General features: G+C 68.0%; 20 protein-coding genes. 11 read left to right on the forward strand and 9 right to left on the reverse strand.

Annotation, left to right across the window (positions count from 1 at the left end):
- Positions 1-31 precede the first annotated feature (31 nt).
- From GQY20_RS16495 to GQY20_RS16515, 5 genes are all read right to left on the reverse strand, one after another.
- A complete protein-coding gene (locus GQY20_RS16495; protein WP_157218192.1) occupies positions 32-1,174 on the reverse strand; it encodes a hypothetical protein in 1,143 nt (380 codons plus the stop codon).
- Positions 1,171-2,190, reverse strand: a complete 1,020-nt coding sequence (locus GQY20_RS16500; RefSeq protein ID WP_157218193.1) for a phospholipase D-like domain-containing protein — start codon at positions 2,188-2,190, stop codon at positions 1,171-1,173. The genes GQY20_RS16495 and GQY20_RS16500 overlap by 4 nt, the downstream gene beginning before the upstream one ends.
- A 22-nt stretch (positions 2,191-2,212) precedes the next feature.
- The gene (locus GQY20_RS16505) at positions 2,213-2,428 is read right to left on the reverse strand and encodes a hypothetical protein (protein WP_157218194.1); all 216 of its coding nucleotides are present in this window, start codon (positions 2,426-2,428) and stop codon (positions 2,213-2,215) included.
- Positions 2,429-2,517: 89 nt separating this feature from the next.
- Entirely contained in the window at positions 2,518-3,822 is a 1,305-nt protein-coding gene (locus GQY20_RS16510) for an O-acetylhomoserine aminocarboxypropyltransferase/cysteine synthase family protein (protein ID WP_157218295.1), read from the reverse strand.
- Between the two features lie 256 nt (positions 3,823-4,078).
- The gene (locus tag GQY20_RS16515) at positions 4,079-4,639 is read right to left on the reverse strand and encodes an Lrp/AsnC family transcriptional regulator (protein WP_157218195.1); all 561 of its coding nucleotides are present in this window, start codon (positions 4,637-4,639) and stop codon (positions 4,079-4,081) included.
- A 128-nt stretch (positions 4,640-4,767) separates the two neighbouring features.
- On the opposite strand from GQY20_RS16515, the gene GQY20_RS16520 reads away from it, so the two are divergent.
- From GQY20_RS16520 to GQY20_RS16530, 3 genes are read left to right on the forward strand one after another with little or no spacing between them, the layout of a single operon-like run.
- Positions 4,768-5,958 carry an aromatic amino acid transaminase gene (locus GQY20_RS16520; RefSeq protein ID WP_157218196.1) on the forward strand — a complete coding sequence of 397 codons (1,191 nt, stop codon included), beginning with the start codon at positions 4,768-4,770 and terminating at the stop codon, positions 5,956-5,958.
- The gene (locus tag GQY20_RS16525; protein WP_157218197.1) at positions 5,943-6,920 is read left to right on the forward strand and encodes a ketopantoate reductase family protein; all 978 of its coding nucleotides are present in this window, start codon (positions 5,943-5,945) and stop codon (positions 6,918-6,920) included. Before GQY20_RS16520 ends, GQY20_RS16525 begins: the two co-directional genes overlap by 16 nt.
- A complete protein-coding gene (locus tag GQY20_RS16530; RefSeq protein ID WP_157218296.1) occupies positions 6,920-7,669 on the forward strand; it encodes a class II aldolase/adducin family protein in 750 nt (249 codons plus the stop codon). Before GQY20_RS16525 ends, GQY20_RS16530 begins: the two co-directional genes overlap by 1 nt.
- Before the next feature lie 9 nt (positions 7,670-7,678).
- Here GQY20_RS16530 and GQY20_RS16535 read toward each other — a convergent pair whose 3' ends face one another.
- Complete coding sequence (locus GQY20_RS16535; RefSeq protein WP_157218198.1) at positions 7,679-8,572, reverse strand: LysR family transcriptional regulator; 894 nt, start codon at positions 8,570-8,572, stop codon at positions 7,679-7,681.
- Between the two features lie 98 nt (positions 8,573-8,670).
- On the opposite strand from GQY20_RS16535, the gene GQY20_RS16540 reads away from it, so the two are divergent.
- Positions 8,671-9,456: an SDR family NAD(P)-dependent oxidoreductase gene (locus tag GQY20_RS16540; RefSeq protein WP_157218199.1), complete on the forward strand. Its 786-nt coding sequence runs from the start codon at positions 8,671-8,673 to the stop codon at positions 9,454-9,456.
- A gap of 16 nt (positions 9,457-9,472) precedes the next feature.
- On the opposite strand, the gene GQY20_RS16545 is transcribed toward GQY20_RS16540, so the two are convergent.
- Positions 9,473-10,369, reverse strand: coding sequence for a helix-turn-helix domain-containing protein (locus tag GQY20_RS16545; RefSeq protein WP_157218200.1), 897 nt, complete (start codon positions 10,367-10,369; stop codon positions 9,473-9,475).
- 141 nt (positions 10,370-10,510) lie between these two features.
- Between GQY20_RS16545 and pcaH the strand changes: the two genes are divergently transcribed.
- The 4 genes from pcaH to pcaDC are packed head-to-tail and all read left to right on the forward strand — an operon-like array spanning position 10,511 to position 14,243.
- Positions 10,511-11,218: a protocatechuate 3,4-dioxygenase subunit beta gene (pcaH, locus tag GQY20_RS16550; protein ID WP_157218201.1), complete on the forward strand. Its 708-nt coding sequence runs from the start codon at positions 10,511-10,513 to the stop codon at positions 11,216-11,218.
- Positions 11,218-11,910 carry a protocatechuate 3,4-dioxygenase subunit alpha gene (gene pcaG, locus GQY20_RS16555; RefSeq protein ID WP_157218202.1) on the forward strand — a complete coding sequence of 231 codons (693 nt, stop codon included), beginning with the start codon at positions 11,218-11,220 and terminating at the stop codon, positions 11,908-11,910. The genes pcaH and pcaG overlap by 1 nt, the downstream gene beginning before the upstream one ends.
- Positions 11,907-13,064 carry a lyase family protein gene (locus tag GQY20_RS16560; RefSeq protein ID WP_157218203.1) on the forward strand — a complete coding sequence of 386 codons (1,158 nt, stop codon included), beginning with the start codon at positions 11,907-11,909 and terminating at the stop codon, positions 13,062-13,064. The genes pcaG and GQY20_RS16560 overlap by 4 nt, the downstream gene beginning before the upstream one ends.
- Positions 13,065-14,243 carry a bifunctional 3-oxoadipate enol-lactonase/4-carboxymuconolactone decarboxylase PcaDC gene (pcaDC, locus tag GQY20_RS16565; protein WP_157218204.1) on the forward strand — a complete coding sequence of 393 codons (1,179 nt, stop codon included), beginning with the start codon at positions 13,065-13,067 and terminating at the stop codon, positions 14,241-14,243.
- Between the two features lie 14 nt (positions 14,244-14,257).
- On the opposite strand, the gene GQY20_RS16570 is transcribed toward pcaDC, so the two are convergent.
- Both GQY20_RS16570 and GQY20_RS16575 read right to left on the reverse strand, forming a co-directional pair.
- Positions 14,258-15,097, reverse strand: coding sequence for a shikimate 5-dehydrogenase (locus GQY20_RS16570; protein ID WP_157218205.1), 840 nt, complete (start codon positions 15,095-15,097; stop codon positions 14,258-14,260).
- A 13-nt stretch (positions 15,098-15,110) separates the two neighbouring features.
- Entirely contained in the window at positions 15,111-16,115 is a 1,005-nt protein-coding gene (locus tag GQY20_RS16575; protein WP_157218206.1) for a LacI family DNA-binding transcriptional regulator, read from the reverse strand.
- Positions 16,116-16,260: 145 nt separating this feature from the next.
- Here GQY20_RS16575 and ptsP point away from each other — a divergent pair, with 145 nt between their 5' ends.
- The 3 genes from ptsP to GQY20_RS16590 are packed head-to-tail and all read left to right on the forward strand — an operon-like array spanning position 16,261 to position 21,448.
- Positions 16,261-18,777, forward strand: a complete 2,517-nt coding sequence (gene ptsP / locus GQY20_RS16580) for a phosphoenolpyruvate--protein phosphotransferase (protein WP_157218207.1) — start codon at positions 16,261-16,263, stop codon at positions 18,775-18,777.
- On the forward strand, positions 18,777-19,742 hold the full coding sequence (gene pfkB, locus GQY20_RS16585) for a 1-phosphofructokinase (RefSeq protein ID WP_157218208.1): 966 nt from the start codon (positions 18,777-18,779) through the stop codon (positions 19,740-19,742). Before ptsP ends, pfkB begins: the two co-directional genes overlap by 1 nt.
- Complete coding sequence (locus GQY20_RS16590) at positions 19,742-21,448, forward strand: fructose-specific PTS transporter subunit EIIC (RefSeq protein ID WP_157218209.1); 1,707 nt, start codon at positions 19,742-19,744, stop codon at positions 21,446-21,448. The genes pfkB and GQY20_RS16590 overlap by 1 nt, the downstream gene beginning before the upstream one ends.
- Positions 21,449-21,481: the final 33 nt, after the last annotated feature.

A 21,481-nucleotide genomic window follows, 5' to 3' on the forward strand; every position in this document is an offset into this window, starting at 1 on the left:
GTCGAGCAGATGGCTGGCGCGCCGCGGCCTTTCAAGATGCTTTGGCGATGGCGGGCGACCGGGGCAGCCTGCCGCCGAGCGCGTCCAGTATCGCCGCGGCGGCGCGGGCGGGCGCTCCCCCTTCCGTATCGCCCAGCGACGCGCGCGCATAAGCCTCCTGCGCGGCGCGGTAGATCGGGTGGCTCTCGCTCGCCCGCATCAGCGCGGCAAATATCTGGTCCGGCTCCTCTATCACCTCGCCGCAGGCCCATTGGGCATAGGAGGGATCGCCGCGCCAGGCGGCATTCTGCGCATTGAGGAAGACGCAGGGCCGCGGACGAGCAAGGAACTCTATCACCTGGCTGGAGGTGTCGCCGAGATAGATGTCGGCCGCCGCGGTGTAGCTGCCGTCGATCATCGCGAAACTGTCCAGATCGGCGTGGACGTGCGGCAGCCCGGCCACTTCGGCCAGCAGCGGCCGGATCTCGGGCGCATTTTCGATCAGGCGTTGATGGGGCGCGAGGATCACGTTGAAACGATCCTGTGCCGCCAGCATGCGGACGACCCCGGCTCCCCAGAGCGGCCAGGAGGAGCGGTGCGCCTGCCAGTGCGGCGTGTAGAGCAGCACCGGGCGCGGTTCGGCGAAGGGCAAGGCCGGCTGGCTGCGCTGGCGGAAGGCGGATTTGACATAGCCCGTCGCCAGGATCCGGTCCGGCGCGAAGCCCCGGTCCAGATAGGTCTGCCGCTCGCGCTCGCTGGGCACCAGCGTCAGCCAGGGGCTCCTGCGTCGGCGGTCGTCGCGCGCACTCATCGATCCGACGCCATGGGAGGTCTTCACGAAGCGGCAGGGCAGGGGCAGCAGCGTCGGCAGCCACAGGCTGGTCTGTTCCGCGCAGACGACCACCGACGTCCGCAGCATCGCGGGAATCAGCCGTGCGAGCATCGGCAGCTTGGGCGGCAGATCGAGCGTCATGCTGTCGGCGGTCTGCACGCGGAAACCCGGCGCGCGCCGGATCCGGGCGGTGGGCCGGGGCAGGGACGGCAGCCAGGCGGAGAGCAAGGCCTCATGCGTGCTGGTGCTCACCCACAGATCGATCGGCACGTCGCTGGCGGCAGAGAGCGCCTCGACGATGGGATAGAGGTGCGGGATCAGCAGCGTCTCGCCCAGGAAGAGAAAGGCTATCCGATCCTTCACGGCCCTGCATATCCTCCGGCCTGCTCCGCCAGCATCTCATCCCACCGCCCGGCGAAGGCATCGAACAGAGCGGCATCGCGGCTGACGGCGAAGATCTCGTGATTGAGCCAGCGCGACGTGAGCGTGAGATTGAGGCTGCCGAAACCCGTCCAGCGCCCGTCCGGCCCGTCGGCCAGCAGAAACTTGCTGTGCATCGGCAGCTCCTCGGGATGGCGATAGCGGGTGAAGCCGATACCGCCTGCCGCGATGCGCCGCTCGATCCGCCGGGGCACGCGGCGTTCGGTCGCCTCGGTCAGCAGCTCGACGCGGACGCCGCGCCGCGCGAGCGCGATCAGCCGCCGCGCCATGCCCGGATCGCGCAGATGCGAGACGGCGAGCCGCAACCGCGAGCCGGCTGGCAACGCGGAGAGCATGCGATCAAGCGGGTGGCTGCGACGAGGAAAGAAATAGATCGCGATTTCTGATGCTTCGATCGGGCTATTGAGCGCCCGCGAAAAGCGCTGTCCGATCGACCGGAGCCGGGAGTGGAGCAGATCGACATGCGTCATCAGCGGGGCGACGACCGGACCGTTCAACGCGACCAGATAATTGTGCCCGCGGTCCTGATCGCCAATGGCGCGGATGACGCGCGGATCGGGCTGTTCATTGCCGGATGGGTTGAACGATCCGATAAGGGCGGTTGGGACAGGGTGGCTGAAGCAGTAGAGCTTCTCGTGCAGATGGCGGAAGGCGCCACGGTGGACGAGCCCGATGCCGGCGCCAATGCCGTCGACCGAATCGGCCAGCATTGCGATCACCGCCTGGTTGGCGTTGCGCAGCCGTGGCGCGCCCTCGATCGCCAGGCGGACGCGGACGCCGCGCCGATGCGCGCGGATCAAGGAGGCCGCCAGCCTTTCGTCGCGGAAATAATAGGTTGCCCAGCGTATCACCCCGCCGGAAGGAACCGCATCGATGCGCTCTTCCAACAGATCACGCAGGCGTCCCGGCCGATCGGGGCCGCCGAAAAAGACCTGCATCAATCCCCTGCGGCCCGCCCGTTCATTGCCAGAGCATGATCGCGGCGACGAAGGCCGCGGCGGCGCACAAGGTCGCCGTGACTGGGACCAGCGGCGTCATCAGCCGCCGCACGTGCCGCGCCGATCTGCCGGTCGGATCCGCTGCGGGCCGGGATGTAGAGGCCGCAGTGATGCGCATCCAATCCTCGAAGGAGATGCGGCCTGTCTCCGCCTGGCGCGAGTCGCGATTCGGGTCCATGCACGGATGGTCTGACACTATGCGGCGAGACTCAAGATAGCCGATGCGACCCCGAGGAAAGTCCGTGTCGCATCCGGGCCGGCCCGAGCCTAATTCCCCCCGCCCGCCGCATCCAGCGCCTGATCGAGATCCGCGAGGATATCGTCGATGTGCTCGATGCCGATCGAGAGACGGACATAGCCGTCGGAGACGCCGGTCGCGAGGCGATCTTCCGGCGTAAGCTGGGAATGGGTGGTGCTCGCCGGATGGATGGCGAGGCTGCGCGCATCGCCGATATTGGCGACATGATAGAAGAGTTCGAGCGCATCGATGAAGCGGCGCCCCGCCTCCTGCCCGCCCTTGAGCTCGAAGCCCAGCAGGCCGCCGAAGCCGTTCGGCAGATAGCGGTCCGCCCGCTCGCGCAGCAGGCCGGTCTGCTGCGACGGATGGATGACGCGAACGACCTCCGGCCGCTCGCGGAGATGATCGACCACGGCCTGGGCGTTCTCGCTGTGCCGGGCGATGCGCAGCGGCAGCGTCTCGATCCCCTGGATCGCCTGGAAGGCGTTGAACGGAGAAAGCGCCGCGCCGAGATCGCGCAGCAGGACGACCCGGGCGCGCAGAATATAGGCGATCGGGCCGAGCGGCTTGGCCGCCTCGGCCCAGACGGCGCCATGATAGCTGGCATCGGGCGTGTTGAGCTGAGGCTGGCGCTCAGGCACCGCCTGCCAGTCGAAAGTGCCGCCGTCGACGATCGCACCGCCGATCGAGGTGCCATGGCCGCCGATATATTTGGTCGTCGAATAGACCAGAATTGCCGCGCCATGGTCCAGCGGGCGGGCGAGCAGCGGCGCGGCGGTGTTGTCGACGATCAGCGGGATGCCGAGCGGACGGCCGATCGCGGCGACTTCCGCGATGGGGAAGACGGCGAGCTTCGGATTGGCCAGCGTCTCGCCATAATAAGCCCGGGTGCGCGCATCGGTGGCGCGGGCGAAAGCGTCGGGATCCGCGGGATCGACGAATCGCACCTCGATGCCCTGATCGCGCAGCGTGTTGGCGAACAGGTTCCAGGTGCCGCCATAAAGATCGGTGGAGCTCACGATATTGTCGCCGGCGCGGGCGAGATTCTGGACCGCGAACGCCGAAGCCGCCTGACCGGAGGCGACCGCCAGCGCCGCTGCGCCGCCGTCGAGCGCGGCGAGCCGCTGCTCCAATATGTCCGTCGTCGGATTCATGATCCGCGTGTAGATGTTGCCGAGCTCCTTCAGCGCGAACAGGTTCGCGGCATGTTCGGTGTCGCGAAACTGATAAGAGGTGGTCTGGTAGATGGGCGGCGCCACGGCGCCCGTCGTCGGATCGGCTCGCCAACCGGCGTGCAGGGCCAGGGTTTCGGGACGAAGCGGTTTGCGCGGCATCATTCTCTCCTTTGGTGCAGCCTAGCTGGTCGGACGGTAGCGGTGAAGCTGCCGCGCGATGCATCGTGCATGCGGGCGCCCGCTGTGATGGCGCTCACGAACGGGTATCCGGGCGGCATCGCCTAGACGGGGCTGCGATCCTTCTGAGTGCCCGCCGGATCGCACCGGGCGCCCGCTGCGCGCTCGACCGCTCTCCGCATATCCGGCTGCTTGCCGATCCCGAACAATCACCGCTCCGGATCGGCCGATGTCGTGCTTAAGCAAAATGCAGGGGCAATGATGTCGTTTCTTTGGTGGTTCGCAATATGATGTTGGACCGGCAGGCACTGACCTCTGCCCCCGTCAGCAAATTCTTCCTCAACAACTCCTCGTAGCTGACCAAATCCCTGGTCACGACATGCAGGATAAAATCCAGATCGCCGGTGACGTAATGGCAGGCGACGACCTCGGGCAGCTTTTCGATCCGTTCGAGAAAAAGCCGCTCATTCTCTGCCGAATGCGACCCGAGCCGCACCAGGATGATCGCCGAGATGCCGAGCTTGAGCGCTTCGCGATCGAGGATCGCCACCGTGCGATCGATCAGGCCGCGGTCACGCAGGCGCTGCATGCGCCGTGAACATTGCGATGCGGAAAGATTGATCCGCGCGCTGATTTCGACCGGGCCGAGACTGCCGTCCTCCTGCAGCTCCGCAAGGATCTTGCGGTCGTAGGAATCGAGCTGGGTCGCATCGGATGAGGTCGCCATAGACCGGGGAGATTTGCGCGCATTTCGCGGACCGTCAATGAGTCGTTGCCGCCAATTGGGAGGCAGATGCATCGTCGGTGCGCGATTTTAGCTTTCATGCGCACGATGGTTGCGTCCATGCAGGCGGAAACCCCGATTTCGCACGCACCGTGCTTCCGTCCGGCGCTAAGAGGTGAAACGCATATCCTACGGGAGACATTATGTATTTCGCCACCTTGTCCGCAGAGCCGAGGGATCCGATCCTTGCGATCATCGACGCCTTCGCGTCCGATCGACGAACGGACAAGATCGATCTCGGGATCGGCGTCTATCGCGATGCGGAGGGCGGCACGCCGGTGATGCGTGTCGTCAAGCTGGCCGAGCAGCAGCTTCTGGCCGAGCAGGCGAGCAAAGGCTATCTCGGCATCGAGGGGGATCGTCATTTCGTGGCCGCACTGCAGCCGATCCTCTTCGGCACTCTGCCGCGCGCCCTCGATATTGCCGGCGTTCAGAGCGTCGGTGGGACGGGGGCGCTACGGCTCGCCGCGGACCTGCTGGCGCTCGAGAGGCGGGATCGGACCGTCTGGTTCGGATTGCCGACCTGGGCGAACCATCTTCCCCTGTTCGCGGCCGCCGGCTTGCAGACGCGCACCTTTCGTTACGTCGATCCCGCCACGCAGCGGGTGGACGGTGCCGCGCTCGGCGATGCCGTCGCACAGGCCAGGCAAGGCGACGTGATCGTGGTGCACGGCTGCTGCCACAACCCCACGGGCATCGACCTCGATCTGGAAACGTGGCGCGAAATCGGCGTCCAATGCGCGCGCAAGGGGCTGCTGCCGGTCGTCGACATGGCCTATCACGGTTTCGGCCATGGGCTCGACGAGGATGCCGCAGGCCTGCGGGCTCTGCTGGAAGAGGTGCCGGCCGCGCTGATCGCCTATTCCTGCAGCAAGAATTTCGCGCTCTATCGCGAGCGGACCGGCGCCCTCTTCGTCGTCGGCAGCGGCCTCGGGGTGGAATTGGCCATGTCCAATCTTTTCGCGCTGGCGCGGGCGAACTATTCCATGCCGCCGGATCATGGTGCGGCCGTGGTGCGGACGATCCTGCAATCCCCCGCGCTGGCGCGGGCATGGCGAGAGGAACTCGGCGAGATGCGCACACGCGTACGTTCCCTGCGCGCCGCGCTTGCGGCCCATGGCCGGCGCGGGCCCGTCGATCTCGTGCCGCTGGGGCAGCAGAACGGCTTTTTTTCCAGCCTGCCGCTGGACGCTGGACAGATCATGCATCTGCGCGAGGCCCATGGCATCTATATCGCGCCCAACGGGCGCATCAACGTCGCGGGCCTAGCCGAGACTCAGCTCGACCGGTTCGCCGCCAGCCTCGAAGAGCTGGACTCATGCGTACCGGCATAGTCGGGGCTGGGGCGATCGGCTGCGCCCTTGCGGCGCGGCTCGCCCATGCGGGGCATGACGTATCGCTGGTAGTGCGCAAGCGACAGCGCCGCGACGCCCTTGCCGCCGACGGCATCACCTGCGTCGAGGCGGGCGCGCGGATCGAGGCAAGGCCGCGCATCGTGGAAAAGCTGCCGCTGGTCCGATGCGATGTGCTGTTTCTCGCCCTGAAAGCGGCCACGATAAGCGACGCTGTCGCGACGCTTCCCGACTCCATCGATCGGGACACGCTAATCGTGCCGCTGGTCAATGGCATTCCCTGGTGGTTTCCGCTCGACGGCGGAGCAGGGGCCCGCCCGGTCCGGGCCGTCGATCCGCAGGGTGCGCTTCTGCGCCGCTTCGTGCCCGGGCAGATTGCAGGAAGCGTCGTCTATACGACCGCGATGATCGTCGATTCCGCATGCGTGCGCGTCACGCGCAATCAGCGGCTGATCCTGGGTGCGATCGATGGTCGGTCATCGGACCGTATCGCCGCGCTCGCCGCGGAGCTGTCGGCCGCCGGCATAGAAACCAGTGTCAGTGATCGGATCCGCGACGATGTCTGGACCAAGGTGGCGCTGAATCTCGCCACCAATCCGCTTTCGGTGGTGAGCGGGGCCTATCTCGGCCAGCTCTGTTCCGATCCGCATCTGGAGCCCGTCGTTTCCACCATTCTCGACGAGGTCTGGCGCGTGGCCGGCCGCTATGATGCACGACCGCCGCTGACCCGCACGGAGATGCTCGATCGCGGACGGCAGGCAGGCGCCTTCCGCACATCGATGCTCGAGGATTATCGCGCGGGCCGTCCGCTGGAACTGGATTCGATCGCCGATGCCGTATTCGAGCTTGCCGCCGCGATCGGCCTCGATCTGCCGATAAGCCGGGCCATCGTCGAACTCGCCCGCTATCGCTCCGCTGCAAGCACCCTTCCGGAGAAGATATGATGAACCTGCGCAATCCCCTCGATATCTCCAGCGAAGAAGCGCAGCTGCGTAGCGATCTTACCGATTTCTATCATCTCGTCGAATATTTCGGCTGGGACGAAATTATATTCAATCATATTTCCGTTCGTGTACCGGGGCCTGATCATCACTATCTCGTCAACCCGTTCGGCCTCGGATATGACGAGATCGAACCGCGGATGCTGGTGAAGGTCGATACCGAGGGCCGGCTGGTCGAGGACAATGGCTACAAGGCCAATCCGGCGGGCTTTGCGCTGCACGGCGTGATCCATGCCAATCGTCCCGACGCTATCTGCGTCGCCCATGCCCACACGCTCGCCATGTCCGCGGTGGCCAACAAGGCGCAGGGCTTCAGCCACGACAATTTCTACGGCGCACAGCTCACCGGCCGGATCGGCTATCATGATTTCGAGGGGATCACCCTCTATGCGGAAGAGAAAGGCCGCATGCTCGCCTCGCTGGGCGACAAGGACGTGCTGGTGCTGCGCAACCATGGCGTCGCGGTCTGCGGGCCCGACATTCCCTCCACCTTCATGCTGCTGTGGATCGTCGAGCGCGCCGCGCAGGTGCAGATGCTTTCGCAGGCGATGCAGGGCGATCAGATCATGCTGTCCGATGCTGTGCGGCAGCAATGCGTGAGCGATGCCCAACGCATTTCGAAAAGCGGCGGCGCGGCGCGCATGCTGTTCGATGCGTCGGTGCGGCGGATGCGCCGCGATCGCAGGCGCTGAGCGGGGCGCTCATTCCAGCGAGACATGGTCCCGCACGAAATCGAGGAAGGCGCTGACACGGGGGGCCGGACGGGGGCCACCGGCGTAGAGAATGTGGACGTCCTCCCCGTCGCCCGGATGGAAGGGGTGGAGCAGCTCGACCAGACGGCCGGCGCGCAGATCCGCGGCGACGTGGAAACTCCCCAGCCTCGCGATACCGCCGCCTGCCGCGGCCATCTGACGCACCACCTCGCCCGAATTGCCGAAAAAGCCGCCTTCGACGGGACGCTGGACGATCCTGCCGCCCACGCGGAACGGCCAGCTGTCGATGGACCGGCGGAAGGTGAAGCGTAGGCAGCGGTGACGATCCAGATCCGCCGGCACCTGCGGTTCGCCATGTTTTGCGAGATAGTCCGGGCTGGCAACGACGACCATCCGGCTGTGGCCGATCTTGCGCGCGCGCAATGTGGAATCGCGCAGCGGCCCGATGCGGATGGCGATATCCGCGCGCTCCTCGACCAGGTCCACGACGGCATCGGTGAGTTCCAGCTCCAGCGTGATTCCGGGATGCGCATCGAGGAAGCGCGGCAGGATCGGCAGCAGGCAATGGACGCCGAACGGCACCGAAGCGTTGACGCGCAAGGGCCCGCGCGCTTCGATCCGCTCTTCGCCGATGCCGCGTTCGATCGCGTCGATGTCCGCCAGCAGCCCGGAGACGCGATCGCGATAGCGCTCGCCCTCATGGGTGAGCGTCAGCGCGCGCGTCGTGCGCCGGATGAGCTGGACGCCGAGCCGCGCCTCGAGCCGGGCCATCGCCCGGCTGATCGCCGACGGCGTCAGGCGCAATGCGCGCGCCGCGGAGGCGAAGCTGCCTTCGCGGGCCACGGTCAGGAACATCTCCATGTCGCCCAGCCGATTGTCCATGGCATTGATGACTTTCGATCACTTCAATGATGATGCGTTGCCATCTACTCATCAATCCGCCGCATGCCTAGCTCAGGGCCACAGCAAGGGAGTTGGTCATGGATCTGAACATCGCAGGCAAGAAGGCGCTCGTCACCGGTTCGACGGCAGGCATCGGCCTCGCCATCGCCGAGCGGTTGGCCGCAGAAGGAGCGGAGGTCGTCATCACCGGCCGCAGCCAGGAGAAACTGGATGCCGCCGCCGAGCGCGTGGCGCAGGCCGGCCGCGTCACCGCCATTCTCGCCGACCCTGCCACCGCGGCCGGCGCGGCGACACTGATCGAGGCGGTCCCGGACGTCGATATTCTCGTCAACAATCTCGGCATCTACGAGGCGCGGCCCTTTACCGAAATCGGCGACGAGGACTGGCATCATATCTTCGAGGTCAACGTGGTCAGCGGCGCCCGGCTGGCGCGCCACTATTTCCCGCGCATGCTGGCGAAGAACTGGGGCAGGATCATCTTCATCGCCAGCGAAAGCGCGCTCGTGATCCCGGGCGAGATGATCCATTACGGCATGACCAAGACGGCACAGCTCGCCATTGCGCGCGGCCTCGCCGAGCAGACGCGGGGCACGGGCGTCACCGTCAACTCGGTGATGCCGGGGCCTACCCGTTCGGAAGGCATCGTCGATTTCATCCGTTCGGTGGTATCCGACAAGGAAGCGCCGGAGGCGGAGCGCGAAGCGGCCTTCTTCTCCGAATTGCGGCCTTTGTCGCTGATCCGCCGGCTGATCGAGGCGGAAGAGGTAGCGGCGATGGTCGCCTTCCTCGCCAGCCCGCTGGCGGCAGCTACCAACGGCGCGGCGGTGCGCACCGAGGGGGGTATCGTTCCGACCATCGCATAGCGCGGTGCGCTGATCTCTACGCCCGTCGTGCCGATACGCTCTCCTCACGGTAGCGTTTGGGGGAGCGGCCGACATGACGGGCGAAGAAGCGCGAGAAATAAGCCGGATCGACCATGCCGACCGAATAGCCGATCTCGGCGACGGATAGGTTGGAGTAGAGCAGCGCGCGTTTCGCCTCAAGCAGCGCACGCTGATCGAGCAAGGCCGTCGGCGAGGCGCCCGCGACGCGCGAGCAAGCGACGCGCAAGGCGGTGGCGCTGACGCCGAGCGCGGCGGCATAAGCCGAGACCGGCTCACGCAGACGGAAGCGCTGCTCGATCCGTTCGCGCAGCCGTGCGACGATCGCCGCATGGTGCGATGGCTCCGCCAAAGCGTAGCCACCCTCCGCAGCCCCGAGCTGGCGGCGCGCAATCACCATCAGGGAGAGCAGCGCGGCTTCCACCGCCGCGCGATGGCCGGGCGCGGCCCAGCCCAACTCCCGGCTGAGATTGGCAAGAATGGCCTCAACGGATCCGATCAGCGCCTCATCCAGCGCCACGGCACATGGCTCCTTGAAAAGCATGGCGAGATCGGGGTTGCGCTGCAGCAGGTCCGACAGATAGCTGCCGGCGAGGGTCAGTACCCAGCCGCTCGATTCAGCAAACCAGCCGAAACCATGCACCACGCCCGCCGGTACCAGCAGCAGGCAGGGCGCCGAGAAGCCGATCTCGCCTGCCTCCGCGCGCAATGCCCCGCCGCCCTCGTTGACCACGAAGACATGGCTGAGCTCCGCATGGGCGTGCGGTTGGATCGTCCATTCGCTCGGGCGAGTGCGGTCGTCGAGGTTTTCGAGGTGTACAAAGCCCTGGGCGACCAGCCTGTCTGGCTCCCCATAGAGGTAAAAGGTCGGAATGGTCGCCGGACGGGAAGGCATGGCGCGAAGCCTTTCCACGGAAAATGTCTGTTGGATCGTCCAATTATTATGTTCGCCCGATCATGTCCAATCGGATCGCTGCGGCTAAGATCGTCCGGCAAGCACGGCATAGTCCGGCGCCCCATCCTCAGAGGACCGACCATGACCGACAGTCTCGCTTATGCCCATGACGATGCGGGGGCGCCGCCCTCGCGGTTTCCCGACTATCGCTCCACCGTGCTGCGCAGCCCCTCGCTGCCTTTGGTCCGCATTCCCCAGACACTGACCGAGGTGACCGGCCCGGCAGGCTGCTGGGACCGCCTGATGGGCTCCGCGCTCGCCGATCTCACCACCCAGCACGAGGGCGCGCCGCTCGGCCAGCGCATCATCGTCACCGGGCACGTGCTCGACGAGGCTCGGCGGCCCGTTCCCCATACGGTGATCGAGATCTGGCAGGCCAACGCCGCCGGCCGCTACATCCATGGCAAGGATCAGTGGGATGCGCCGCTCGATCCCCATTTCACCGGGGCCGGCCGCGTGGTCACGGACGGGGAAGGGCGCTATCGCTTCGTCACCATCCGGCCCGGCGCCTATCCCTGGGGCAATCATCGCAATGCCTGGCGGCCGGCGCATATCCACCTTTCGCTGCTCGGTCCGGCCTATGCCACCCGGCTCGTCACCCAACTCTATTTTCCGGACGATCCGCTCATCGAGATCGATCCGATCGCGAATGCCGTACCGATGCCCTATCGCGATCGCCTGGTCTGCCGTTTCGATATCGGCATCACCGAGCCCAATTGGGCGCTTGGCTATCGGTTCGACATCGTGCTCAAGGGACGCGACGCGACGCCGCTCGAGGAGGAAGCGTGATGAGCGACCTGGAATCCCGCAACCCCGCATCCCGGGCGGACAATCAGGATGCGGCACTGTTCGGTCAGACGCCCTCGCAGACGGTCGGTCCGTTCTTCCATTATGGCCTGCCCTGGAAAGGCGGCGCCGACCTCATCGGCAAGTCCGACATGGGCGCCCGGCCGGAGCTGTTTCCGGAAGACCATTATGTGCTGAACCTCTCGTCTCCCACCGGTACGCCCACCGGTGAGGCGATCGAGATCGCCGGGCGCGTGCTCGACGGGGCGGGCGAGGCCGTGCCGGATGCGATGATCGAGATCTGGCAGGCCAATGCCGCCGGCCGCTATGCGAGCCCGGACGATGCACGCGACGAAGTGGCGCCCGATCCGCACTTCGTGGGTTTCGGCCGCGCATCGACCGGCGAGGACGGCGTCTATCGTTTCCGTACCATCCGTCCGGGCCGGGTACCGGGGCCGGGCAACAGCCTGCAGGCACCACACATCGCACTGTCGGTCTTCGGCCGCGGCGTCCTCAAGCGGCTGGCGACGCGCCTCTATTTCTCCGACGGCGAAGGCAATGACTTCGATCCGGTGCTCGGCCTCGTTCCCGAGGAGCGGCGCGACACGCTGATCGCCACCCGCCGCGCCGATGGGAGCTGGTGGCTCGACATCATCCTCTCGGGCGAGGGGGAAACGGTCTTCTTCGATCTATGAGCGATTGGCTGCGCTCCCGCCCGGCGGCAACGCCGGCGATGCTGGCGATCTTCGCCGACGATCGAACGATCGGCCATGCGCTCGCCTTCGAGGCGGCGCTGGCCGCCGCCGAGGCAGCGGAGGGACTGATCGACCGGGCGTCCGCAGACGCGATCGGCGCGGCCTGCCGCTCGCTCGTGCTCGATCCCGCCGCGCTGGCCGAGGAGGCGGCGCTGGCGGGAACGCTTGCCATTCCGCTGGTGAAACATCTGCGCGCCGCCTTGGCCGGCCCCGCGGCCGAGGCTGTGCATCGCGGCGCGACCAGCCAGGATCTCGCCGATACGGTGCTGATGCTGCAGCTGCGCGAGGCGGCGGCGCTGCTCGCAGCCGATCTCGCACGCATCGTGGCCGCGCTCGATCACCAGGCACGGCGCCATGCCGACACGCCCGCGCTGGGCCGGACCTTGCTTCAGGATGCGCTGCCGATCGGCTTCGGTCTGCGCCTCGCCCAGGGCGCGGCGGGCGTCGCGGACGGCGCACGGCGGATAGAGGCGGAGGTCGCCGCGCACGCGGTGCTGCAATTCGGCGGCGCGGCCGGCACGCGCGCCGGTCTCGCAGGCAGTGGCGAGGCGATCGCCCGCCGCCTCGCCACTGCGCTCGGCCTTCCGGCCGCGCCGCCCTGGCATGCCCGGCGCGGCGGCATCGCGGGCATCGCGGGGGCGCTGGGCATCACCATCGGCGCGCTCGGCAAGGTGGCGCGGGACGTCACGCTGCTTGCTCAGAATATGATCGGCGAAGCACGCGAGCCGGCGATAGCGGGGCGGGGCGGCTCCTCGGCGATGGCGCATAAGCGCAATCCCACAGGCTGCCAGGTCGCGCTTTCGGCCGCGTTGCGCGCGCCAGGGCTGGTGGCCGGCATTCTCGCCGGCCTCCCGGCCGAAGAGGAGCGGGGCATTGGCGGCTGGCAGGCGGAGGGTCCGGCGATCGCCGATCTGTTCCTGCTCGCCGCAGGCTCGGCCGATGCACTCGCCACCGTCACCGAGGGGCTGGAGATCGACGAGGCGGCGATTGCGCGCAATCTCGCCGCGAGTGGACTGGGCACCGACATCGGCGAAAGCGCGGCGATCGTCGCGCAGCTGCTGGGCAGCGAAAATGCCGGTCGCGAGGAGGATTGAATGGCTTTTACCGAGCGCGACGGCGTCCGCCTCTATTGGCGGCTCGAGGGAGCGGAGGAGCGCCCGCCGCTCGTGCTGCTGAACTCGATCGGCACCGACATGAGCCTGTGGGACGCCGCGTTGCCGTATCTCCTGCGGGCCTTCCGCCTGCTGCGGATCGACACGCGGGGCCATGGCGCATCCGATGCGCCGGACGGCGATTATACGCTTCCCATGCTGGCGGCGGACGTCGCGGCGGTGATGAACGCCGCGGGCATCGCGCGGGCACCGGTCGCCGGCGTCTCGCTCGGCGGCATGATGGCGATGCAGCTCGCGCTCGATCATCCCGATCGCGTCTCCGCGCTCGCCCTGATCTGCACCTCGGCCGCGATGGACCGCGCATCGTGGGAGACGCGCATCGCCACGGTACGGAACGAGGGCACTGCCGCCATCGCCGACATGGCGATCGGCCGCTTCCTCTCCCCCGCTTTCGCGGCGAGCCATGCCGAGATCGCCGACAGCCTGCGCCGCGCGATCGCCGCCCAGGCAGACGCCGGCTATGCCGGCGCCGGCGCCGCGATCCGTGACATGGCGCTGGACGGCCGGCTCGGCGCGATTTCGGTGCCTGCGCTGGTCGTCACCGGCGATGCCGATGTCTCGACGCCTTTCGCGGGCCATGGCGACCGGCTGCTCGCGGCTCTGCCCGACGCGCGCCACGTCGCACTCGCTTCCGCCCATCTGCCGCCGATCGAGGCGCCCGCTGCGCTCGCCGCCGCGCTGCGCGATACTCTGCTCGGCGAAGCTCCGGTCCGCGAGGCGGCGGAGACACTCTTCGAGGCGGGCCTCGCCAATCGGCGGCGCGTGCTCGGCGATGCCTGGGTTGATCGGTCGCTGGCCAATCGCACGCCGTTCAATGCCGAGTTCCAGGCGATGATCACCCGCATCGCATGGCAGGAGATATGGAGCCGAGCGGGCCTCGATGATCGCACCCGCCGCCTGCTCGTCGTCGCCATCACCGCCAGCCTCGGCCGTTGGGAGGAGTTCGGCCTGCACGTCCGCGCCGGCCTTGCGCGCGGCGGCTTTACCCGCGACGAGCTCAAGGAGGTGCTGATGCAGACCGCCATCTATGCCGGCGTGCCGGCGGCCAACACCGCCTTCGCCGAGGCCGGCCGCATCATCGCGGAACTGGATGAGGCGTAGCGTTCGGCGAATCGTCAGCCGAGCGCGGCGGCGATCCCCGGCCCATGGGCGAAGATCGCCGCGGCGCGGATCTGATCCCCTGAGGGGCGGACGCCCGTATATAGCACGAACTGCTCGATCGACTGCAGCACGATCACTTCGGCGCCCGAGATGATCCGCTTGCCCTGCTGGCGCGCCGCCAGGATGAAAGGCGTCTCCGCGGGCTGGGCAACGACATCGAAGGCGACGGTGCAGGCGGCGATCAGCGCTGGCGGGAAGGCGAAGCCGTCGCGGTCCGGTCCTTCCATGCCGATCGGCGTCACGTTGATCAGCAGGCCGGCGCCTTCCGCAGGCAGGTCCGCACGCCAGTCATAACCGTAGAGCGCCGCCAGCGCCCGACCGGCATCGGCATTACGCGCAACCAGCGTGCCATGCCTGAAACCGGAATCGCGCAACGCGGCGACGACGGCCTTGGCCATGCCGCCGCTTCCGCGAAGCAGAAATGGCGTGGCGGGATCCACCGCATGGCGCGCGAGCAGCGTCCGCACGGCAGTATAGTCGGTATTGTAACCGGTCAGCCGCCCGTCATCGTTGACGATCGTGTTGACGCTCTCGATCGCCCTGGCGGAATCCTCCAGCACGTCCAGGAGCGGTATCACCGCTTCCTTGAACGGCATCGAGATCGCCGAGCCGCGGATGCCGAGCGCGCGGATGCCAGCCACGGCCGCCGCCAGATCGGTGGTACTGAAGGCTTTATAGACATAGTCGAGGCCCAGCGCCTCGTAGAGATGATTGTGCAGGTAGGATCCGGCATTGCCGGGCCGGGCCGAGAGCGACATGCATAGCCGGGTGTCACGGCCGATCGGGGGTTTCATCTCCTGGCGTCCTTCAGGCTGCTGCGCTGGTTCGGCGGATCGGCGTGCTGGATCCGCGCACGAGGCAGCGCCCGTCCAGCACGATGCGGCGGGCGGCAGCATCGGGATGGTCCAGCCGGTCGAGCAGCATCGTCATCGCGGTGCGACCGATCTCGGCAACCGGCTGCTCGATCACGGTGAGCCCGTCGCCGACCAGTTCCATCCAGGGTTCGTTGTCGAAGCCAGCCAGCGCGACGTCGCCGGGAATCACGAGCCCCATGTCGCGTACCGCGTGCAGGACGCGGGTCAACATCACGCCATTGCTCGCGATCAGCGCCTCGGGCCGGCTGGTCGCCTGCAGCAGCCGGGCCACGGCCGCTTCCGCGGCGCCAGGGGCATGATCGACCAGCACCGCTTCGGGATCGAGCCCGAGCTGGGCCATCGCCTGCTCATAGCCCGCCCGGCGTTCCGCGCCGGTTGTGCTGGCGGCACCGAACAGGCCGGCGATCCGGCGATATCCCTGCTCATGGAGATGCCGGACGAGCAACGCAGCCATCGCATGATTGTCCAGCAACACGCTATCATGCTGTCTGGACGTACCGGCGCGGTCGATCAGGACGATGGGGAAATCCTTCGGGATGGCATCCACCTTCTCCACCCCGCGCCGCGTTGGCGCGAGGATCGCGCCGGTGACGCGCTCCTCCTGCATCAGGCGCAGATACATCTCCTCCTTCGCCGGATCCTCGTCGGTGTTGCACAGGATCACGCGCATGCCGCGGGCATAGGCGACATCCTCGATGGTGCGGCTCACCGCGGTGAAGAAGGGGTTGCGGATATCGGCCACGATCAGGCCGATCGTATTGCTGTGCTGGGAGCGCAGGCGGCGGGCCGAGAGGTTCGGCCGGTAACCGGTCGATTTCACCGCAGCCAATACGCGTTCCTGCATGTCGGAATCCACCGCACGGCCGGCCAGCACGCGCGACACGGTTGCAGGCGAGACGCCGGCGAGTCGAGCGACATCCTTGATTCCGACCGTCATTGTGAAAACGTTCTCCACTCTTCTGCCGTCATTTTGGCCTGCTGATGCTGAAAAATCAAGATATTCTGCCCTGGCCTAGAGGCTATTGACAAATTTATGAGAAAACGTTTTCTAATAGCCATCGTAAAAACGAGGAGAGGTGCGCATGACGCTCGACCAGCCTTCGGTGGCATTGGAGACGGACGATCTGATCCGTATCGGCGCGCATGTCTCCAGCAAGGAGGATGCGATCCTGCAGGCCGGGCAGTTGCTGATCGCCGCAGGCTGCGCCGGTCCTGGCTATGATCGCAGCATGATCGGCCGCGAGGCGGTGGCCAACACCTATCTGGGCGGCGGCGTCGCCATTCCGCACGGTCTCGGTGAGGATCGCGGGCTGGTGCGGCGCGACGGCATCGCCGTGCTGCAGATCCCGGAGGGCATCGAATGGAATCCGGGGCAGGTCGCCCATCTCGTCGTCGGCATCGCCGCCAGCTCGGACAGCCACATTGATATATTGCGCCGTCTCACGCGCCTGATCCAGGACGATGCAAAGCTGCGCAGCCTGTTCGGGACGCGGGATCCCGCCACCATCGCCGCGGCGCTGCACGGCGAGGCCGCGCTCTCGTCCGGCGAAGCGGAGGTGGCCGCCGATCTTGCCGAACGCATCGAGTGGACGGTCGATTATCCGGCTGGCCTGCACGCCCGGCCGGCGGCGAGCTGGGTCGAGGCCGCGAAGCGGTCCGTCGTGCCGCTGCGCGTCCGGCATGGCGCGGAGGCCGCCGACCCGCGCAATCTCGTCCAGCTGCTGCAGCTCGGCCTCAAACCGGGCGATCGCGTCACCCTCTCGGCGGCAGGGCAGGGCGCGGCAGAGGCCCTGCGCGCTTTCCTCGCCGTCATCGCCGGCCTGTCGGGACGGGAAAAGGCGGATGCCGCCCGTGCCGCGGAGAAGGTCCGCAGCGGCGGGCCCGGATGGCAGCCCGCGGGAACGCCGACGATGATCGCGGGCGTCGCGGCCAGCCCCGGTCTTGCCATCGGCCGCGTCCACCTGCTCGCCGCACAGGAGTTCAGCGTTCCGGACGAGCCGGTGTCGCTGGTGGAGGGCGGCGCGCAGCTGAACGACGCCATCGTGCGCACCCGTGCCCAGATGGCGGTGCTGGTCGACGATACGACGCGCCGGCTCGGCGCCTCCGATGCCGCGATCTTCAAGGCACAGACCGCATTGCTCGACGATACGGACCTGATCACGCTCACCTGCCAGCTGATGGTGGAAGGGCACGGCGTCGCATGGTCCTGGAACGCAGCGATCGATCGGCTTGCCGGCCAGCTTGGCGCGCTCGGCAATCCGGTGCTGGCGGCCCGCGCCGCCGATCTGCGCGATGTCGGCCGGCGCGTGCTGACACAGCTCAATCCGGCGCTGGGCACAGGCACGCTCGCGGATCTGCCGGACGAGCCCTCGATCCTCGTCGCGGCCGACCTCTCCCCGTCGGATACCGCAGCGCTGGACAGCGCGAAGGTCGCCGGCATCGCGACCGCGCTGGGCGGGCCGACCTCGCACAGCGCGATCCTCGCCCGTACGCTCGGCCTGCCTTCGGTCGTCGCCGCGGGCGCCGAGCTGCTGGCGCAGGCGGCCGGCCGATTGGCGATCGTCGATGGCGACGGGGGCCGCGTCTGGCTCGATCCGTCAGAAGAAGATCTGCGATCGGCGCGCGCCTGGATCGCGGAACTGGCCACCCGCCGCGCCGCCGAACAGGCCGAGCGCAGCGAACCCGCCCGCACCACGGACGGGCACGAGATCGCCATCGGCGCCAACGTCAATCGCCCCGACCAGGTGGATTTCGCGCTGGCGCAGGGCGGCGAGGGCGTAGGCCTGATGCGCACCGAATTCCTGTTCCTGGAACGCGGCGACAGCCCAAGCGAGGAGGAGCAGCGCGAAACCTACCGCGCGATGATCGGCGCGCTGGGCGGCCGTCCGCTGATCGTGCGCGCGCTCGATATCGGCGGCGACAAGCAGGTGCCGCATCTCGATCTCCCGAAGGAGGAGAATCCTTTCCTCGGCGTGCGCGGCGCCCGCCTGCTGCTGCGCCGGCCCGACCTGCTCGATCCGCAGCTGCGCGCGCTCTACCGCGCCGCCCGGGACGGCGGCGATCTCTCGATCATGTTTCCGATGATCACCTCCGTCGCCGAGCTGATCGCGCTGCGCGCCCGCTGCGAGGAGGTGCGGCAGGCGCTGGACGCGCCGCAGGTGCCGATCGGCATCATGATCGAGGTGCCGGCAGCGGCGGTCCGGGCCGATGCACTGGCGGCGCATGCGGATTTCTTTTCGATCGGCACCAATGACCTCACCCAATATGCGCTCGCCATCGATCGCCAGAATCCCGAGCTAGCGGCCGATGCCGACAGCCTGCATCCCGCCGTGCTGCGCCTGATCGCGATGACGGTGGCCGGCGCCGGACGGCACGGGCGCTGGGTCGGCGTCTGCGGAGGCATCGCCGGCGATCCGTTCGGCGCTGCGCTGCTCGTCGGGCTCGGCGTCAGCGAACTTTCGATGACGCCGCGGGACATTCCTGCCGTGAAGGCGCGCATCCGGGCCTCTTCGCTCGGCTCGCTGCGGACGCTGGCGGAACGGGCGCTCGACGCGGAATCGGCTGCCGACGTGCGCGCGCTGGACCGGGCGGCGCAGTGATGGCCATCGTCACCGTCACGCTCAACCCCGCGATCGATCAGACGATCATGATCGACCGGCTGGTTCCGGGCGAGGTCCATCGCGCCCGCCAGGTGCAGCAGCATCCCGGCGGCAAGGGCGTCAACGTCGCGAGCTGCCTTGCCGACTGGGGATGCCCGGTCGCCGCGGCGGGGCTGCTGGGCGCCGACAATGCCGTGCCGTTCGAGACGCTGTTCCGCGACAAGGCGATCGCGGATCGGTTCGTCCGCTTTCCGGGGGCGACGCGGGTCAATCTCAAGATCGTCGACGATCGCCGGACGACCGACATCAATTTCGACGGGCCCGCCGTTCCCGCCGACCGGATCGAGCTGGCGATGGCGGATATCGTCACACAGGCGTCCGAGGGCGATATGATGATCCTCTCCGGGAGCCTGCCCGCCGGCTGCGGTATCGATCAATATCGCTCGCTGCTGGAGCGGCTGGCGCCGAGCGGCGCGCGGATCCTGCTCGATACCAGCGGCGAGCCGCTGGCGGCCGCACTGGCCGGCGGGGCGATGCCCTGGTGCATCAAGCCCAATCGCCGCGAGCTCGCCGACTGGGCAGGCCAGCCGCTGCCTCGGTTGGCCGACGTCGTTGACGTGGCGGCGGCGCTGAACCGGCGCGGCATCGCGCTGGTCGTCGTGTCGATGGGCGCGGAGGGGGCGCTGTTCCTCTCTGCGGAAGGAGCGCTGCTTGCCCGCCTGCCGGTCGATGCGCTCGCCAGCACCGTCGGTGCCGGCGATGCGATGGTCGCCGGGATCGCGGCGGCGGCGCGGGAAGGCGCCGGGCTCGAGCGGATAGCCCGGCTGGCGACGGCGTTCGCGGTGGCCAAGCTCGGCCGCCCCGGCCCGAACCTGCCGGCGCTGCCGACGATCGACGCGCTTGTCGAGGATGTGACGATCACCGCGGTCGATATGCCGCAGGAGATGATGAGGGGAGAGGCCTAATGACCAGGATCTGGGCCGTGGTGGATGCCGGCGATGCTGACGTCGCCGGCGTCCTCGCCAGCGAGGCGCTGCGCAAGGCGGCGCGTTCGAGTGGATGGGACATTGCTGTGGAGGTGCGCACCAGTCAGGGCGTGCTGCATCCGTTCGATCGGGCGGCGGTGGCGGAGGGCGACGGCGTGCTGCTCGTCGCGCCTGCCGATGCCGACGACAGCCGCTTCGATCTGCAGGCCCCGCGACGCCTGACCCTCGATGCCGTGCTGGCGGATCCCCTGGCCGCTGTCTCCGGCGCGACCGCAGGCGAGGGGAGTGCCGGCCCTTCGCCGGTGAAGCGCATCGTCGCGATCACCTCCTGCCCGACGGGCATCGCACACACCTTCATGGCGGCCGAGGGCCTGCAGGAAGGGGCGCGGCAGCTCGGCTATGAGATCCATGTCGAGACGCAGGGCTCGGTCGGCGCACGGACCCCCCTGACTCCGGAGGAGATCGCGGCGGCCGACGTCGTCCTGATCGCGGCGGACCGCGAGGTCGATCGTGGCCGCTTCGCGGGCAAGCGTGTCTTCGTTTCCGGCACCAAGCCGGCGATCACCGGCGGCGCCAAATTGATCGAGCGCGCGCTGGCCGAGGCGAAGGTGCAGGGCGGCGGTGCCAGCCCCAATGCCGCGGCCGCCGCAGGCTCGGGACCGGAACGGGCCGGCGCCTATAAGCATCTGATGACGGGCGTGTCGTTCATGCTGCCCTTCGTCGTCGCGGGCGGCCTGCTGATCGCGCTCGCCTTCGCGCTGGGCGGCATCCACGCCAATGACGATGCCCATGCCGGCACGCTCGCCCACGCGCTGTTCGAGATCGGCGCGAAGGGCGGCTTTGCGCTGATCGTGCCGGCGCTGGCGGGCTATATCGCCTTCTCGATCGCCGACCGGCCGGGTATCGCACCCGGCATGATCGGCGGCATGCTTGCCGCCAATCTCGGCGCGGGCTTCCTGGGCGGCATCGCGGCGGGCTTCATCGCCGGCTTCGGCGTCGACTGGCTCAATCGCCACATCCCCCTGCCGCGCACGCTGCAGGGATTGAAGCCGATGCTCATCCTGCCGCTGCTCGGCACGCTGCTGACCGGGCTGCTGATGGTCTATGCGGTCGGCGCGCCGGCCGCGGCCCTGCTGTCCTGGCTCACCGAATGGCTGCGCGGCATGCAGGGCGCGAGCGCGCTGTTGCTCGGCCTCGTGCTCGGCGCGATGTCCGCGTTCGACATGGGCGGACCGGTCAACAAGGCGGGTTACGCCTTCTCCACCGGCCTGATCGCCAGCCAGGTCTATACGCCGATGGCCGCCACGATGATCGGCGGCATGACGCCGCCGCTCGCCGTTGCGCTGGCGACGCGGTTGTTCGCCAGCCGTTTCACCGCGGACGAGCGCGAGGCAGGTGGTGCGGCGGCGGTGCTCGGCCTCGCCTTCATCACCGAAGGTGCGATCCCGTTCGCGGCCCGCGATCCGCTGCGCGTGATCCCCTGCCTGATGGTCGGATCCGCGATCGCGGGCGCGATATCGACGACCGTGGGGGTGGAGCTCAAGGTTCCGCATGGCGGAATCTTCGTGCTGCCGATCCCCGGCGCGGTCACTCATCTGCTCGCCTATGTTGCGGCGCTCGTGGCGGGGACCGTCGTGAGCGCGCTGCTGCTGGGCATGGTCAAGCGGCCGCTGCCGGCCGCCTGACTGGGACTGTCATTTACAGAGAGGATCGGTGAA

This window comes from Flavisphingomonas formosensis (assembly GCF_009755815.1).
Lineage (GTDB): Bacteria > Pseudomonadota > Alphaproteobacteria > Sphingomonadales > Sphingomonadaceae > Flavisphingomonas > Flavisphingomonas formosensis.

Excerpts from the sequence above, each read along its gene's own strand:
- GQY20_RS16575 (WP_157218206.1), bottom strand. The coding sequence starts at position 16,115 with ATGACGGTCGGAATCAAGGATGTCGCTCGACTCGCCGGCGTCTCGCCT.
- GQY20_RS16510 (WP_157218295.1), bottom strand. The coding sequence starts at position 3,822 with ATGCCGCGCAAACCGCTTCGTCCCGAAACCCTGGCCCTGCACGCCGGT.
- GQY20_RS16520 (WP_157218196.1), top strand. The coding sequence starts at position 4,768 with ATGTATTTCGCCACCTTGTCCGCAGAGCCGAGGGATCCGATCCTTGCG.
- pfkB (WP_157218208.1), top strand. The coding sequence starts at position 18,777 with ATGGCCATCGTCACCGTCACGCTCAACCCCGCGATCGATCAGACGATC.
- GQY20_RS16545 (WP_157218200.1), bottom strand. The coding sequence starts at position 10,369 with ATGCCTTCCCGTCCGGCGACCATTCCGACCTTTTACCTCTATGGGGAG.
- GQY20_RS16540 (WP_157218199.1), top strand. The coding sequence starts at position 8,671 with ATGGATCTGAACATCGCAGGCAAGAAGGCGCTCGTCACCGGTTCGACG.
- GQY20_RS16535 (WP_157218198.1), bottom strand. The coding sequence starts at position 8,572 with ATGGACAATCGGCTGGGCGACATGGAGATGTTCCTGACCGTGGCCCGC.
- pcaDC (WP_157218204.1), top strand. The coding sequence starts at position 13,065 with ATGGCTTTTACCGAGCGCGACGGCGTCCGCCTCTATTGGCGGCTCGAG.
- GQY20_RS16570 (WP_157218205.1), bottom strand. The coding sequence starts at position 15,097 with ATGAAACCCCCGATCGGCCGTGACACCCGGCTATGCATGTCGCTCTCG.
- GQY20_RS16525 (WP_157218197.1), top strand. The coding sequence starts at position 5,943 with ATGCGTACCGGCATAGTCGGGGCTGGGGCGATCGGCTGCGCCCTTGCG.
- pcaH (WP_157218201.1), top strand. The coding sequence starts at position 10,511 with ATGACCGACAGTCTCGCTTATGCCCATGACGATGCGGGGGCGCCGCCC.
- GQY20_RS16530 (WP_157218296.1), top strand. The coding sequence starts at position 6,920 with ATGAACCTGCGCAATCCCCTCGATATCTCCAGCGAAGAAGCGCAGCTG.
- pcaG (WP_157218202.1), top strand. The coding sequence starts at position 11,218 with ATGAGCGACCTGGAATCCCGCAACCCCGCATCCCGGGCGGACAATCAG.
- GQY20_RS16590 (WP_157218209.1), top strand. The coding sequence starts at position 19,742 with ATGACCAGGATCTGGGCCGTGGTGGATGCCGGCGATGCTGACGTCGCC.
- ptsP (WP_157218207.1), top strand. The coding sequence starts at position 16,261 with ATGACGCTCGACCAGCCTTCGGTGGCATTGGAGACGGACGATCTGATC.
- GQY20_RS16505 (WP_157218194.1), bottom strand. The coding sequence starts at position 2,428 with ATGGACCCGAATCGCGACTCGCGCCAGGCGGAGACAGGCCGCATCTCC.
- GQY20_RS16560 (WP_157218203.1), top strand. The coding sequence starts at position 11,907 with ATGAGCGATTGGCTGCGCTCCCGCCCGGCGGCAACGCCGGCGATGCTG.
- GQY20_RS16500 (WP_157218193.1), bottom strand. The coding sequence starts at position 2,190 with ATGCAGGTCTTTTTCGGCGGCCCCGATCGGCCGGGACGCCTGCGTGAT.
- GQY20_RS16515 (WP_157218195.1), bottom strand. The coding sequence starts at position 4,639 with ATGCATCTGCCTCCCAATTGGCGGCAACGACTCATTGACGGTCCGCGA.